General features: G+C 61.6%; 10 protein-coding genes. 5 read left to right on the forward strand and 5 right to left on the reverse strand.

All coding sequences use genetic code 11. The features are described 5' to 3' along the window. Positions 1-458 precede the first annotated feature (458 nt). Positions 459-1,496, reverse strand: coding sequence for a threonine aldolase family protein (locus ACW4LP_RS05760; protein ID WP_114538992.1), 1,038 nt, complete (start codon positions 1,494-1,496; stop codon positions 459-461). Positions 1,497-1,580: 84 nt separating this feature from the next. On the opposite strand from ACW4LP_RS05760, the gene ACW4LP_RS05765 reads away from it, so the two are divergent. Beyond that, positions 1,581-2,063, forward strand: a complete 483-nt coding sequence (locus tag ACW4LP_RS05765) for a YbaK/EbsC family protein (RefSeq protein ID WP_114538993.1) — start codon at positions 1,581-1,583, stop codon at positions 2,061-2,063. Positions 2,064-2,143: 80 nt separating this feature from the next. Here the strand turns inward: ACW4LP_RS05765 and ACW4LP_RS05770 are convergent, their stop codons facing one another. Continuing rightward, a complete protein-coding gene (locus tag ACW4LP_RS05770; protein WP_114549426.1) occupies positions 2,144-3,697 on the reverse strand; it encodes a helix-turn-helix transcriptional regulator in 1,554 nt (517 codons plus the stop codon). Positions 3,698-4,054: 357 nt separating this feature from the next. On the opposite strand from ACW4LP_RS05770, the gene ACW4LP_RS05775 reads away from it, so the two are divergent. Together ACW4LP_RS05775 and ACW4LP_RS05780 are read left to right on the forward strand one after the other, a co-directional pair. Further along, complete coding sequence (locus ACW4LP_RS05775) at positions 4,055-5,722, forward strand: FAD-dependent oxidoreductase (RefSeq protein ID WP_114549427.1); 1,668 nt, start codon at positions 4,055-4,057, stop codon at positions 5,720-5,722. Next, entirely contained in the window at positions 5,722-6,315 is a 594-nt protein-coding gene (locus tag ACW4LP_RS05780) for a hypothetical protein (protein WP_114549428.1), read from the forward strand. The genes ACW4LP_RS05775 and ACW4LP_RS05780 overlap by 1 nt, the downstream gene beginning before the upstream one ends. A gap of 598 nt (positions 6,316-6,913) precedes the next feature. On the opposite strand, the gene ACW4LP_RS05785 is transcribed toward ACW4LP_RS05780, so the two are convergent. Both ACW4LP_RS05785 and ACW4LP_RS05790 read right to left on the reverse strand, forming a co-directional pair. Beyond that, positions 6,914-7,795 (reverse strand): Fic family protein, encoded by an 882-nt coding sequence (locus tag ACW4LP_RS05785; RefSeq protein WP_114540579.1) that lies wholly within the window; start codon positions 7,793-7,795, stop codon positions 6,914-6,916. 60 nt (positions 7,796-7,855) lie between these two features. Then, positions 7,856-9,322 (reverse strand): helix-turn-helix transcriptional regulator, encoded by a 1,467-nt coding sequence (locus ACW4LP_RS05790; RefSeq protein ID WP_114540578.1) that lies wholly within the window; start codon positions 9,320-9,322, stop codon positions 7,856-7,858. A 217-nt stretch (positions 9,323-9,539) separates the two neighbouring features. Between ACW4LP_RS05790 and ACW4LP_RS05795 the strand changes: the two genes are divergently transcribed. Further along, positions 9,540-11,057, forward strand: coding sequence for a molybdopterin-dependent oxidoreductase (locus ACW4LP_RS05795; protein WP_114549431.1), 1,518 nt, complete (start codon positions 9,540-9,542; stop codon positions 11,055-11,057). A 12-nt stretch (positions 11,058-11,069) separates the two neighbouring features. Further along, positions 11,070-11,561 carry a hypothetical protein gene (locus ACW4LP_RS05800; RefSeq protein ID WP_114540576.1) on the forward strand — a complete coding sequence of 164 codons (492 nt, stop codon included), beginning with the start codon at positions 11,070-11,072 and terminating at the stop codon, positions 11,559-11,561. A gap of 137 nt (positions 11,562-11,698) precedes the next feature. Here the strand turns inward: ACW4LP_RS05800 and ACW4LP_RS05805 are convergent, their stop codons facing one another. Then, positions 11,699-12,064 (reverse strand): arsenate reductase family protein, encoded by a 366-nt coding sequence (locus ACW4LP_RS05805; protein WP_114549432.1) that lies wholly within the window; start codon positions 12,062-12,064, stop codon positions 11,699-11,701. Between the last annotated feature and the right edge of the window lie 234 nt (positions 12,065-12,298).

A 12,298-nucleotide genomic window follows, 5' to 3' on the forward strand; every position in this document is an offset into this window, starting at 1 on the left:
GCAAAACCGCATAGTGCGAGAGGCTATTCCGGCGAAGTTTGGCGAAAAACTGCAGAATTGGTGCAGCCGGGGGAGGCAGAAGCAAGGCGAATGAGCGCTTGTCGGGAGTCGTGGTGCACCTGCTGAAAGCCGAGGCACCAAAAACGCAATAATGTTCCACCGGAGTTCGATGGAAACTACGCTAGATAGCAAGACCGGCTGGAGTGGGATGATTTTGGTTCGGTTCGCTCACGGCGCTTGGGACGGTGCGTCCGCAGCGACCGCAGTCCGCAATGCTCGCAACGCCTGAAGTGCCCGCGGCCTGGGGCTCGCAATGCTCGCAACGCCTGAAGTGCCCGCTGCCTGCAGCTTGCAGCCCTGCAGCCCTGCAGCTTGCAGCCCTACAGCCCTGCCTTTCCGTGGCGCCTGAAACGATATGCATGTCGCGCCTTGATAGCTCCGCTGCCGCAGTTGTGCGTCTACAGCACTTCGTGCAGGGCCGCTTTCAGGGCTGCGAGATCGTCGGGGGTGGTGGACCAGCTGGTGACGAGGCGGATGACGGTGCGGCCGTCCCCGAGCTTTTCCCAGGTGCTGAAGCGGACGCGCTCGGCCAGTGCCTCGACTTGGGCGTTGTCCAGAACGACGAACTGCTGGTTGGTGGGGCTTTCGCGGAAGAAGGTGCAGCCGGCCTCGCGCAGGATGCGGCGCAGCTCGTCGGCCATGGCGATGGCGTGGCGACCCAACTCGTCATACAGCCTGTCGGTGAACAGCGTGTCGAACTGCACGCCGAGCAGACGCCCCTTGGCCAGCAAGGCACCGTGCTGCTTGGCGTGGGTGAGGAAGTGGCGGGGCATGCCGCCGCGCGGGAACACGACCGCCTCGCCGCAGAGCGCCCCGCATTTGGTGCCGCCGATGTAGAAGGCGTCGGTGAGGCGCGCGATGTCGGCCAGGGAGACGTCGGTGTCGGGAGCGGCCAGGCCATAGGCGAGGCGCGCACCGTCCAAGTACAGCGGGATGTCGTAGCGGCGGCAGAGGGCCGACAGCTCCTCCAGCTCGGCCAGAGAGTACAGCGTGCCCAGCTCGGAGGGGTGCGCGATGAACACCATGCCGGGGAACACCATGTGGGTGAAACTGGCGTCGGCGTAGAAGGCTTGCAGGTAGGCTTCCACGTCGGCGGCGCGCAGCTTGCCGTCGCATTCGGGCACGGTGAGCACCTTGTGCCCAGTGGCTTCAATGGCACCGGCTTCATGAACGGCGATGTGCCCCGTATCGGCAGCGATGACACCCTCGTGCCCGGCCAGCAGAGCCGAAATGACCACGGCGTTAGTCTGGGTGCCGCCCGTGAGGAAGAACACGTCGGCGGTCTCGTCATCGCAAGCCGCGCGGATGCGGGCCGCCACACTTTCGCAAAAGCGGTCGCTGCCATAGCCCGGCGCCGGCTCCAGGTTCGTCGCCGCCAGCGCTTCCAGAATGCGCGGATGGGCGCCGGTGGAATAGTCGTTCTCGAACGAGATCATGAGTCCTCCTCAGGGCTTCCCGGAGATGTGTGTCGTGCTATTATTCCACAACGTCGAAGATGGTGGCGAAAGGCGGTACGCGAGATGGCGATCGATAAGGTGAAGGCGTATTTTGCGGAATTCGGGCGCGAGGGGGATGTTATGGAATTCCCCACATCCAGCGCAACCGTGGAGCTGGCGGCTCAGGCCGTGGGCTGCGAGCCGGCGCGCATTGCCAAGACGCTGTCGTTTGCCGTGGGCGACCGAGTGGCGCTCGTGGTGTGCGCGGGAGATGCCCGCATTGCGAACCCGAAGTTCAAGGCCCAGTTTGGAACCAAGCCTCGCATGCTTCCTGCTGAAGAGGCCGAGGAGCGCGTCGGCCACGCGGTGGGCGGCGTGTGCCCCTTCGCGGTGAACGAGGACTGCGACGTGTACCTCGATGAATCACTGCGCCGCTTTGACGTGGTGTACCCGGCCTGCGGCAGCTCCAACAGCGCCATCGCCCTCGCTCCCGACGAGCTGGCCGCCTGCACACCGGGCAGCACCTGGGTCGACGTCTGCAAGTTGCCGGAGGAAGCTGTGGCGTAGAATTCCGATGCCGTTCGACATCCAAGCACCTCGCGACACCGCGGCATGGGTTCGATAGCGGCCAGGGCATTCAGTGAACGTTACGCCCGGGTGAGCTGGTCGTCTAGGTCGACTAGCTCTTGGCGGGAGTGGATGGCGAGTTTCTTGTAGATGCTTTTGGCATGGCCGCGAGTGGTGTTTTCCGAGATGAACAGCTTGCCGGCGATGGCCGATACCGTATGGCCCTTCATGAGCAGCTCGGCCACCTCAATCTCGCGCGGAGAAAGGCCGTGCTCCTCAAGGTAGCTGCGAATGCGGCGCTGTTGCTCGGAGGGGCCGTCACTGGGAACTCGTGTGGCGTCTGCTGCTGTCGCATCCGGGGAGTGCAGTGCGTCTCCCCGTTGACGCGCGCTGCCGTTGGCTGGCTTAGCACCTTGGCGGCCATCCCGGCGACTATCGCGCCGTCCCCGCCGTAACGTTGTGCCGCGGTTCAGCAGCTCCGCGTCAGTCATGGAGGCCAGCGCCTGGCCCTTTCCGCGCGTGACCAGAATGAGTGCGACCGACAGCAGCACCACGCAAAGCAGGATGACGTTCGTCCAATGGGCGAGGTCATCGGAAAGCGCCGGCCCCAGAAGCTCGGCCAGCCCGCTGCCCACGGCCATGGAAAGCAGGACTGGCCCGATGCACAGGGCGTACAGCGGTGAGGAGGGCAGTCCGTTTCGGATGGTATACACCGCGCAGGTGATGATGAGCAGCAGGTTCACCACCTCGAAGCCGAACATGAGAAACGCCACGAGCAGCGTTGTGTACTGCTGGCCGAACAACGACGGTAGCAGGAATACGACGGTGAGCGCGGGAAAAAGTACCTGACAGATATGCAGGATGTCGAAGCCCTTCGAAAGAAACAGCTCGAGGGCCACCACCAAAAGGGCCGCCGTCGCGAATCCGACGAGCACCGCGGCGCCGCCGGAGCTTTGGGCCGGCTCGATGCCGGCGATGAGCTTCCACGAAAAACCGAGGATGCTGACGCAAAGCGCGGGGCGCCATAGGTCGCCCACGGCGCGTCTCAGGGCGGGGCGCGTGAGGGGCGCCGTGGCGTCGGCCTCAATTTCGGCGAGGCTCTTCTGAAGGCAGAGAAGTGCTAAGAAGGGGAGCACGCAAACGGCAGCCAGGGCTACGGCAACGGGCGGTAAAAGGCGAATGAGCAAATACAAGGCCACCGACATGGCGGCCGAAAGGGGAATGCAGATGAGGGCGCGCTGCTGGCCTTCGGTTACGTAGAACATCTCCCAAAGCAGGAAGAACAGAGCGCAGGAGCCGCCCATGAGCACGCCCGCGACCGTCGCGATGGCGCCGTCGCTTTGGCCGAAATGAAACGCGAGAAAGTAGAGAAGCGCGGCTCCGCTGAGCATGAAGCTCGCCGCCGAGGCCGTCCAATGGGGAAGCTCGCAACGGCGGAAGGCGCACAGGGCGCCCAGGGCTCCTACGGCCAGGGGCATGAGCGTCTGTTCGGTGAGAATGTAGATCTGCCAATAATCGGCGACGGCGCCTGCGCCTTGGAACCCTGCGAGCACGATAAAGGTGACGGTCCAGAAAAAGCCGAAGCCGAGGTGGTGTATTCGCAGACCTTCCAAAAGCCTTTTGGCGCGTTGCATGTGGCATCCTTCCTCCCTGGTGCATTTTAGCAGCCGCAGCCGGTGGCCGGAGGCGGCGCACCCAACAAGTTTGCGATGATACTTGGCTATGAACTGGGATTTTTCAAAAACAACCCAAAATATGTCCCCCTCAAAAGCGTGATGCTGCGCCACGTTTCGGGTTCCCGCTGCTGCGAATTTACCCAATTTGGTGGCTTACGCGAAAGGGCGGAAGAGGGCATAGTGCTTCTTGCGTTCCGCCAATGAGAGGGCCGGGGCGTCGGTTCCGGCTTCGTGTGGACAGCTTGGGTGAAGGGCCCAGGTAGCTGCCGCGAAAGCTTCGGAACCGTTCAGTCACCGAGACTATGGAGGGAAAACATGACTGGAATTTCTCGTCGCAACTTGCTCAAGGGCGCTGCCTTTAGCGCCGCCGGCGTGGCCGCGCTCGGCCTGGCCGGATGCGCACCGCAGACCGAGGCCACCAAGGCCGACGCGGCGCTGGCCGAAACCGGCGAGGCCGCCAAGCACACCTGGGAAGTGAAGCCCGAGCCTATCGCGGCCGACCAGATCTCCCAGACCGTCGACACCGAGGTGCTCGTCATCGGCGGCGGCTACTCCGGCACCTGCTGCGCGCTTTCCGCGGCCCAGAACGGCGCCAAGACCATCCTCGTGGAGAAGGATGCCGTGCTCAACGGCCATGGCGTGGGCGGCACCGGCGCCATCGCCTCGCGCGCCCTGGACGATTTGGGGCTGAAGTTCGACAAATCCCTGGAGATGGAGCGCTGGGTCTCCACGTGCGGCAACCGCTGCCGCGAGTCGCTCGTGGGCAAGTGGTTCCGCGAGTCCGAGCGCTGCATGAACTGGTTCCTCGACATGGCCGAGGCCAACGGCGCGAAGTGCATGGTCACCGTGGGCTCCAACTCCACGGTGCACCCCGAGATCGCCTGCTACCACTTCATGAGCGGCGGCCCCATCTTCGAAGAGCACACCATGGCCGACTTCGTTGAGTACATGTTCGAGGCCGAGGCCCTGAAGGCCGGCGCCGAGTTCGTCTACGAGATGCCCGCCGTGCAGCTGGTGCAGGACGAGTCCGGGAAGGTGACCGGCGCCATCTGCCAGAACAAGTCCGGCGAGTACGTGCAGTACAACGCTTCCAAGGGCGTGGTGCTTGCCACCGGCGACATCAGCTACAGCGACGAGTACATCAACGAGTTCGCCCCGGTGGCCAACCGCGTGTTCACCCGTCTGTGCTCCGACCAGGGCAACGTGGGCGACGGCCACAACATGGCCGCCTGGGCCGGCGGCGCCTTCCAGGAGGGCCCCTGGCCGACCATGATGCACCCGCAGGCCGCCGCCACCTTCCACGGCCCCTTCCTGTTCGTGAACCCCGACGGCAAGCGCTTCATGAACGAGGCCACCTGGGTTCAGGGCAAGTGCCTGGGCGTCATGTACAACGGCGGCGCCGACCATGCCTGGTCCATCTTCGATGCCAACTGGCAGAACGACCTTCTGGGCTCGCTTGAGCACGGCGGCGGCATGTTCTGGGACACCTTCCGCCCCTACGGCTCCGACTACCAGGCGGCCGTGGACGGCCACACCAAGACCGTGGAGAACGGCCTGACCGAGGTGCCGGACTACTACAAGCGCGCCGACACCCTGGAGGAGCTGGCCGAGCTGATCGAGGTGGATCCCGCCGAGCTGAAGGCCACCGTCGAGCGCTACAACAAGCTGTGCAAGGCCGGCGAGGATACCGACTTCTTCAAGGAGGACCACTTCCTGTTCCCCATCGAGCAGGGCCCCTTCACTGCCTGCATGGTGGCGCCCGGCCTGCTCTCCGTCGTGGGCGGCATCCACATCTCCGATAACTTCGAGGTGCTGAACGAGAACGACGAGCCCATCCCCGGTTTGTACGCCATCGGCAACTGCGCCGGCGACATCTACGCCGTGGACTACCCGATCAACATCCAGGGCAACAGCCACGGGCGCTGCCTCGTGCAGGGCAAGTGCCTCGGCGAGCAGCTGGCCGGCGTGTACCAGGAGATCTAGTGTCTGCGAAGACGCTGAAGTCCGAGGTGGCCGCTGCTGCGGTGGCCACCTCCGGCTGTGGGCCGGAAGGCGTGGAGGTCGTGGAAGGCGCAGAGGTTGAGCAGGCGTTCGGGCGCTTGGAGCATCTGTACGCCCAGCTGCCGGCGATGGAAGAGAAAGGCGCGGCCTTGGCGCGCGCCCGCTCTGCCGCCACGGTGGACGGCCTGGCGAAGGCGGCGGCCTATCGGGCGGCCGAGCTTGTCCGGGCCGACGCGTTGGTGACCGAGGCGGAGGCCCGCGTGAGCGCGGCCGAAGCCGAGGGAGAGCAGGCAGCAGGGGAGGCGCGTCTGGCGCTCATGGCCGCAGGCACCCAGCGAGGTCTGCGCGTGGGGCCGGCCCAGAACGCCGAGCAGGCCCTGGCCCGAGCGTTGGAGGCGAGTCCCTTCGACACGGTCGAAGAAGCCCGCGCGGCTCTGCTGCCAGCGGAATCGCTCGCCGCGCTGTCCGCCGAAGTGGAGGCCTACCAGGCCGCCTACGCCGCAGCGTTGGCCGTATGTCAGCAGCTGGAAGACTGCGAAGAACCGGAAGGTCTCGAGCAGTCGACCGCTTCCTAGCCGTTAGAAGGCCGCGAGGTTCCAAAGACTCCTCGATCTACGAGGGCCTGCGGAGCCTTAGTTCGCCGACCTCCGACCAATTCCGCGCGGGCGCTTCCCTCCCTGCGCCCGCTCCCTTTACGAGCCGCCCGCCTCCCCGGGCGGCTTTTTTGGTCGGCATGACCTCCTCGCCCGCTTCGACATCACCGGCTTCAGCGGCGCCGATGCAGCCGCCTTCTCCGAAGCCCCGAGCCCCCAGCGTCACCCAGCCCGCCCACGCTTTCATGAGGTTAAGGGTTGCGCGAGAATCCTGGCCAAAAAAGGGTCATCAACTGGCATTGCGGGCTCCTTTTTTGGCCACCGCATTGCCTTTCGCGAAAGTTGGTTGCGCCTGTTCTGTATTTCCCCTGATCAGAGGATTGCGATTGGTTGCTCGTCGCGGAGATGCTAGGCGCTGACGCAGCTTGCAGGCGATTTTTGGCCAGAATGTCGTTCCGAGGCTCTGGCAAGAGCAGTTGGTGGCTCTTATTTGCCCATCGGCGTCGACGACTTCTGATGCTTCGGGCGCGACCTGGATCCGACGTTCCCCTGCGCCGAGGCGTGGGACTGCATTTGTTTTTTACCCGAGTCGTCGGGGGCTTTCCTCTTGCGGAGGGATGAGGCCCTTGGAGCGGAACAGCTCGGCGGCGGCCATGTCGCGGTTGCGGTAGGGGAAGGGGCGACCCGCGATGAGGCAGCCTATGAACTCGTTTAAGAACGTCGGATCGGGTTCGACGCCGAGCGGGATGTTGCGGTAGTTGGCCCGCACGAGCGCGTTGCGGAACTGCAGCGACGATCGGTCGAAGGCCTCGCTGCAGTCTTGGGGAAACCCATGGAAGTGCAGCAGCTGCTGGAGGAACACGGCGACGGTGCGCGTGTTCCCTTCGGCGAAGGGGTGAATCTGCCAGACGCGCGCGATGAAGTCGGCCACCGAGGCGATGTAGGCGGTGTAGTCGCCGTCCTGCGCGGGCGCGGGGCTGAACTCCGAGAAGGCGGTTTCCAAATCGTCCTCGAGGGAGGCGTAGTCCCCGTAGGCCACCGACTCCCGTGCGAGGACGAACTCGCGCTTCGAGATGTTGTAGTCGCGGTAGTGCTGCTCGTAGAAGGGCTCTTCCATAAGGCCGCGGAAGAGGCGACCGTGGATGGCGCGCAGGGTGGCGGGGGAGAAGGTGAACCCGTTGGAGTCCAGAGCGTCGCAGATGCGGGCGCTCACGAGGTCGGCCTCCTGGGAGTAGCGGTTGACGCCGCGCTCGACCTTCTGGTCGTAGTAGTCGTCTACGATGTCGCTCAGCTCGCGGGCGCTGATGTCGCCGGCCACGTAGCGCTCGGCCGCCTCGTCGAAGGCGGCGCTGGTGGTGAGCCCGTCGACGGCCTGCAGGCCCCGGGCTCCGCGCACGCGTCGGTCGCGCACCTCGTGGGAGTAGGGCTCTTCGTAGCGCTCGTATTCCGATCCCGTGCCCACGGGCCTCCTTCCTGCTGATGGCTTCGGGCTATTGTAGCATGGGCCGCTGTTCTCTCTCCGCTACCGCACGTCGCCTTGCGTGGATCTCAGCAGATCGGATAGCTCGTTGCGCGAGTGGATATCGAGCTTTCTGTAGATATTGTTCATGTGCGTGTTTACGGTTCGGACGGAGATGATCAGATCGCCAGCGATATCGCTCACGGTACGGTTATGGGCAAGCATGACGATGATCTCGTGCTCGCGTGGGGTGAGTCCATAGGTTGCGGTAATGGCGTCGCAGCATTGGCAAATACGTTCGTCGTGAACAAGCTGTGCTGGTTTTTTGTCGAGGCCCCAAAGAGTATCGACTTTTCGGTCATCGATCATCCAGAAGGCGATCCAGATAATGGAAGTGACAACGATGAGGGCGATTATCGAGAACAAGAGCGGCGATGGGTTGGCCATCATGCAGATGGCTTTCCCTGCGAACGCTCCCAGTGCAAGACCAATGCAATTGCTGGCTATACCCTGGGCGAGAAGCGGGCGAGCAGGTATTTGGACTCGCCGAATGATCTGACAGAGAAGCGTGAAGAACGTCAAGACAAAGTAATCGATGCCAATCCACGTGATCGTGCATGAGATGGCGGGCACCTGGAAACCAATGACGGGGAGGGCGAGGAAGCCCATGGCAAGTGAGGGCGTCACGATGAATTTGAGTCCCCAGCTCAGACTGCCTCTTTTGTGCAGGATGTTTTCTATAGTGATAAAGAGTGCGGCCGAGGCTAGAGGTCCTAAGAGGCGCAGGGACTGAAGAGCAGACGCGCTTTCCGGGATCGACGAGATACACTCAAGGAGCAAGGCGAAATCAAACGCGAATAGAAGCGATCCTGCGAGCAAGATCCAAGGAGTTGCGCCGTGGGGGGCATGCTCTTTCGCAATGGTTTGGGCATAGGGTTTGTTGCCAGAGGAAATTGGCTTCGTTTTTGCAAAGACGACAGCTGAGACAAGGGGTAAGACAAGTTGAAGTACAGCGTATTTCGCAGAAGGTAGGGTGGCGCCGAGCAAGTATGCCAAGCCGTTGACCGCAACATCGACAACGAGGGCGAGAGGAACAATAAGTGATGGTTCGTCCGAGTTGCCGGCGATTTTCGACAGCCACTCGAGGAAGAGCGGCGCGGATGCGAATCCGGCAACGAGTAGCAGAAGAACTCGCCATGATGATTCCTCTGTATAAAGGGGGATGACGCGCGCTATGAAAGGCAGCACGCTCATGCACAGCGCAGATGCCCAGACGATTCCCCTGGGCGCTCTCTCCTTTTGGCGTCTTTGTTTCAGCAGGAGGGCGATGAGAGCCAGGCCGCAGCCTAGAGAGATGAAGCATCTCTCGGAAGGAATCATGGAGGTGGCTGAAGGGCTTGCTCCCGGCGATGCCAAGTAAAACGAATCCGTCCAAGCCCACCAAAGGCCAAAGCCCATGGCGAGCAGCGCAGACGATGCGCTAATAGGCAGTGTTATTCTGGCTTCCTTGTCTTCCGGTTGTTCCGCCATGGCTCCCCCTCTGCTTCAGTTGAACGATTCCGAGTATACGGGTTGTTTTTTTCTTCGCCTACGTAATGGTTGCGTAGATGCGTGAAAAGACCCGTCTGTTTTGCTCAAGACGAATGCGTTAGCCGAGATTAGGGTTGATAGTGCAGCGAAATAGTAAGGAGGTGGTTCCGCAGGAGGCTGTGTCTATGAACAACTTCTATGAGAAGGAGGAGAACTAATGAAAAGAAAACGCATCGTCGGAATAATCGTTCTGATGCTGTCGTTGGCTGTCTTCTGCCTGGCAGCTTGCCAGCCGCAAACGCGCGAGGTGGAAGCTGTCGAGCCTGAGCCAACCACCTTGGCTCAATCGGGATCGACAGAGCGTGACCCGGGTTTTTTCCCCGAGGCCGACTATACGACAAACTTTATCAATGCTGGGAATCGCGGTTGCGGGTCTTGCCACGGCGACGATTTGTACTCGTTCGTTTCAGGGTATCGGCAGCATCTGCCCTACAAAGATCTGGCAACCTATGGGCAGGGGACGAAGGTCACCGACTGCATGACGTGCCATCGGCCGCAAGCTATCGGTGGCGGCCCCATGATTGGGGAAGCGATTCATCAGGCCCATTACAATAACCAGGCATTCACGGGCAACTGCTTCACGTGTCACGCGACCACCAATGATGGGGAGTTGGTTCTCTTCGACGAGTACATCTACACCGGTGAGCTGGGTGGTTTCCCTGAGAACGTCGGTAGTCCCGAATGGCAGGAATGGATTGCCCTGCGCGGAAATGTGTCGGGAGGAGACACCATCGCGGGCATCAACGTGGTCAATGATTGGCAGCTTGACAAAGTTGAGCTAGACCAGCGCACATCTTCTCTCGAGGACTTGTTTTGCAGCGTCAACGGGCAGGTCGAAAATATCGATGTTGCTTCCTACGAGTTGAAAGTAGGCGGTGGCGTGAACAGCCCTCGCACTTTCACGCTTGATGAATTGAAGGCGCTTGGAGAGGTGACCAAGGGAACTTGCGCCATCTGCGCCGGCAATGGATTCGATTGCACCCAGGTAGGTAATATCGAGTACACGGGTGTTCTGCTCGAAGATGTGATTGAGGCGTGCGGTGGCTTGAAGGACGGCATGGTCACGGTGCAGCGCTCGACGGCCGACGGCTTCATGAACGGGTTGTACAGCCAGATTGAAGAGGATCTTGCCGAGGGGGCCATGCTCGCCTGGGCCCAGAATGGAGAGCCTCTTTCCCCGGAAGAGGGCGCACCGTTGCGTTACGTGGTTCCCGGATGGCCCGCCTATTCATGGACGAAGTATCTCACGCAAATTGACTTCATTGGGGAGGAGCGTCCCGACAAGACGGGCTGGAACGATTGGTACACAGGTTTCCCGCCCGAGGGATCCGATATCTACAACCAGATTTGCGATCCGCTGGACAGTGCCTTCTGGACTCCGAGCAAGGACGGCCAGACCTACAAGTTAGGCGATACGGTAACGTTGGAAGGCTATGTGTGGGCGGCGCAGTGCGACGAGCACCACACCTCGGCAGTGCGCTTCAGCGCCGACTACGGCTACAGCTGGACTGATATCGAAGTTCCTGCCGATTTCGATGGAGACCAATGGGTGTATTTCACGGCAAAGTGGACGCCTACGGAGCCCGGCGTGTACATGTTGTCGGTGAAGCCTGGCGATGCGGGCGGCTTCGATACCCAGACTGCCGCGTCGGTGTATGTGGTTGTGGAAGAGTAGGAAGGGGAGATCATGAGCAAGACTGTGAAAAAGGCCACGGCAGTTGTTGGTTGCGCAATGCTTGCGAGTAGTGCCATAGTTGCGCCAGCCATGGCCATTGAGTCGAATGGGACTTGTGACGCGGTCGCGATCCAAGATGTCTCGCAGGAAGCTGTTGCGACGGAGAGCCATGATGCTGTTTCCAAAGTTGTCGGTACGTTCGTCTATACGCAGGATTCGCTAAGTTCGAACGAGTACATTAGCGGCATCTTCTCCAAGGCCGCTGCGACACTTTGTGCGTCTTTGCCCGACTACGCGGTTCGCAGCGTGGCAAGCGATCTGAGAGTGAGCGGCATCGACGGGCTTTCGTGGACGGTTCCCGAGCAGATGCTCGAGGAGGGGGACTCGGCCAAGATCATCGGGTGCTCCTGCGCTTCCAATGCTCCGGGTGGCGGGGCGGTAGCGCAAGCTGAAGTCTCGGGGGTGAGCCTTGAGGCTCTGGTAGCACTTGCCCAATCTCGGTAAATAGCAAGCCTCCCCTCTACTTGCTATTTCATGAATCGGCCCGGTCGGCCCGCGTTGGCGGGAAGGTCGGGCCGATTTAGCTGTCGGCTTTGCTTATCTGAGATGCCTGCGGTTTAGCCCGCAGTTTCGCCGCTGCACTAAGCCCCCAGCGCCTCTTCCCAAGCGGTTTCCTTGAAGCCGGGGATGACGGTGGCGGCGGTGATGAGCAAGGGGCGCTTTACGAGCATGCCGTTGGTGGCGAGCAGGGCGTATTGCTCGTCTTCGGGCATGTCGGGCAGCTTCTTCGACAGCTCCATCTCGCGGTAGAGCATGCCGCTCGTGTTGAAGAAGCGCTTGAGAGGAAGCCCGCTGCGCTCGTGCCACGTGCGCAGCTCATCGGCGGTGGGATTGTCTTCCACGATGTGCCGGTCGGCGTAGGTCACGCCGTGTGCGTCCAGCCACTTCTTAGCCTTCTGGCAGGTGGAGCACTTCGGGTATTCCAAGAACAGAACATCGGCGGCCATGACGCCCTCGCTTTCTCACGCGCAGCCCGATGGGTTGCGTTCGCTCTACTTCGCTTGAGAATTATATTTGCTATACTTCGTCCGAAAAATAGATTTGCTATATTTACTATACTTGGTATATTCCTACGACCTGTCTGAGTAGTAACCTCTCGCGGTACCATCGATCACCTGGCTTGGTACCGGCGATCAGCAAAAGGCGGTACCGCGAGTAGGCTGTCTCGGTACCGCTAATCA

This window comes from Adlercreutzia sp. CNCM I-6215, assembly GCF_977072315.1.

What these genes read in the sequence shown, in the direction of transcription:
- ACW4LP_RS05795 (WP_114549431.1), top strand. Translation starts at nt 9,540, where the DNA reads ATGAAAAGAAAACGCATCGTCGGAATAATCGTTCTGATGCTGTCGTTG.
- ACW4LP_RS05765 (WP_114538993.1), top strand. Translation starts at nt 1,581, where the DNA reads ATGGCGATCGATAAGGTGAAGGCGTATTTTGCGGAATTCGGGCGCGAG.
- ACW4LP_RS05775 (WP_114549427.1), top strand. Translation starts at nt 4,055, where the DNA reads ATGACTGGAATTTCTCGTCGCAACTTGCTCAAGGGCGCTGCCTTTAGC.
- ACW4LP_RS05760 (WP_114538992.1), bottom strand. Translation starts at nt 1,496, where the DNA reads ATGATCTCGTTCGAGAACGACTATTCCACCGGCGCCCATCCGCGCATT.
- ACW4LP_RS05805 (WP_114549432.1), bottom strand. Translation starts at nt 12,064, where the DNA reads ATGGCCGCCGATGTTCTGTTCTTGGAATACCCGAAGTGCTCCACCTGC.
- ACW4LP_RS05800 (WP_114540576.1), top strand. Translation starts at nt 11,070, where the DNA reads ATGAGCAAGACTGTGAAAAAGGCCACGGCAGTTGTTGGTTGCGCAATG.
- ACW4LP_RS05770 (WP_114549426.1), bottom strand. Translation starts at nt 3,697, where the DNA reads ATGCAACGCGCCAAAAGGCTTTTGGAAGGTCTGCGAATACACCACCTC.
- ACW4LP_RS05790 (WP_114540578.1), bottom strand. Translation starts at nt 9,322, where the DNA reads ATGGCGGAACAACCGGAAGACAAGGAAGCCAGAATAACACTGCCTATT.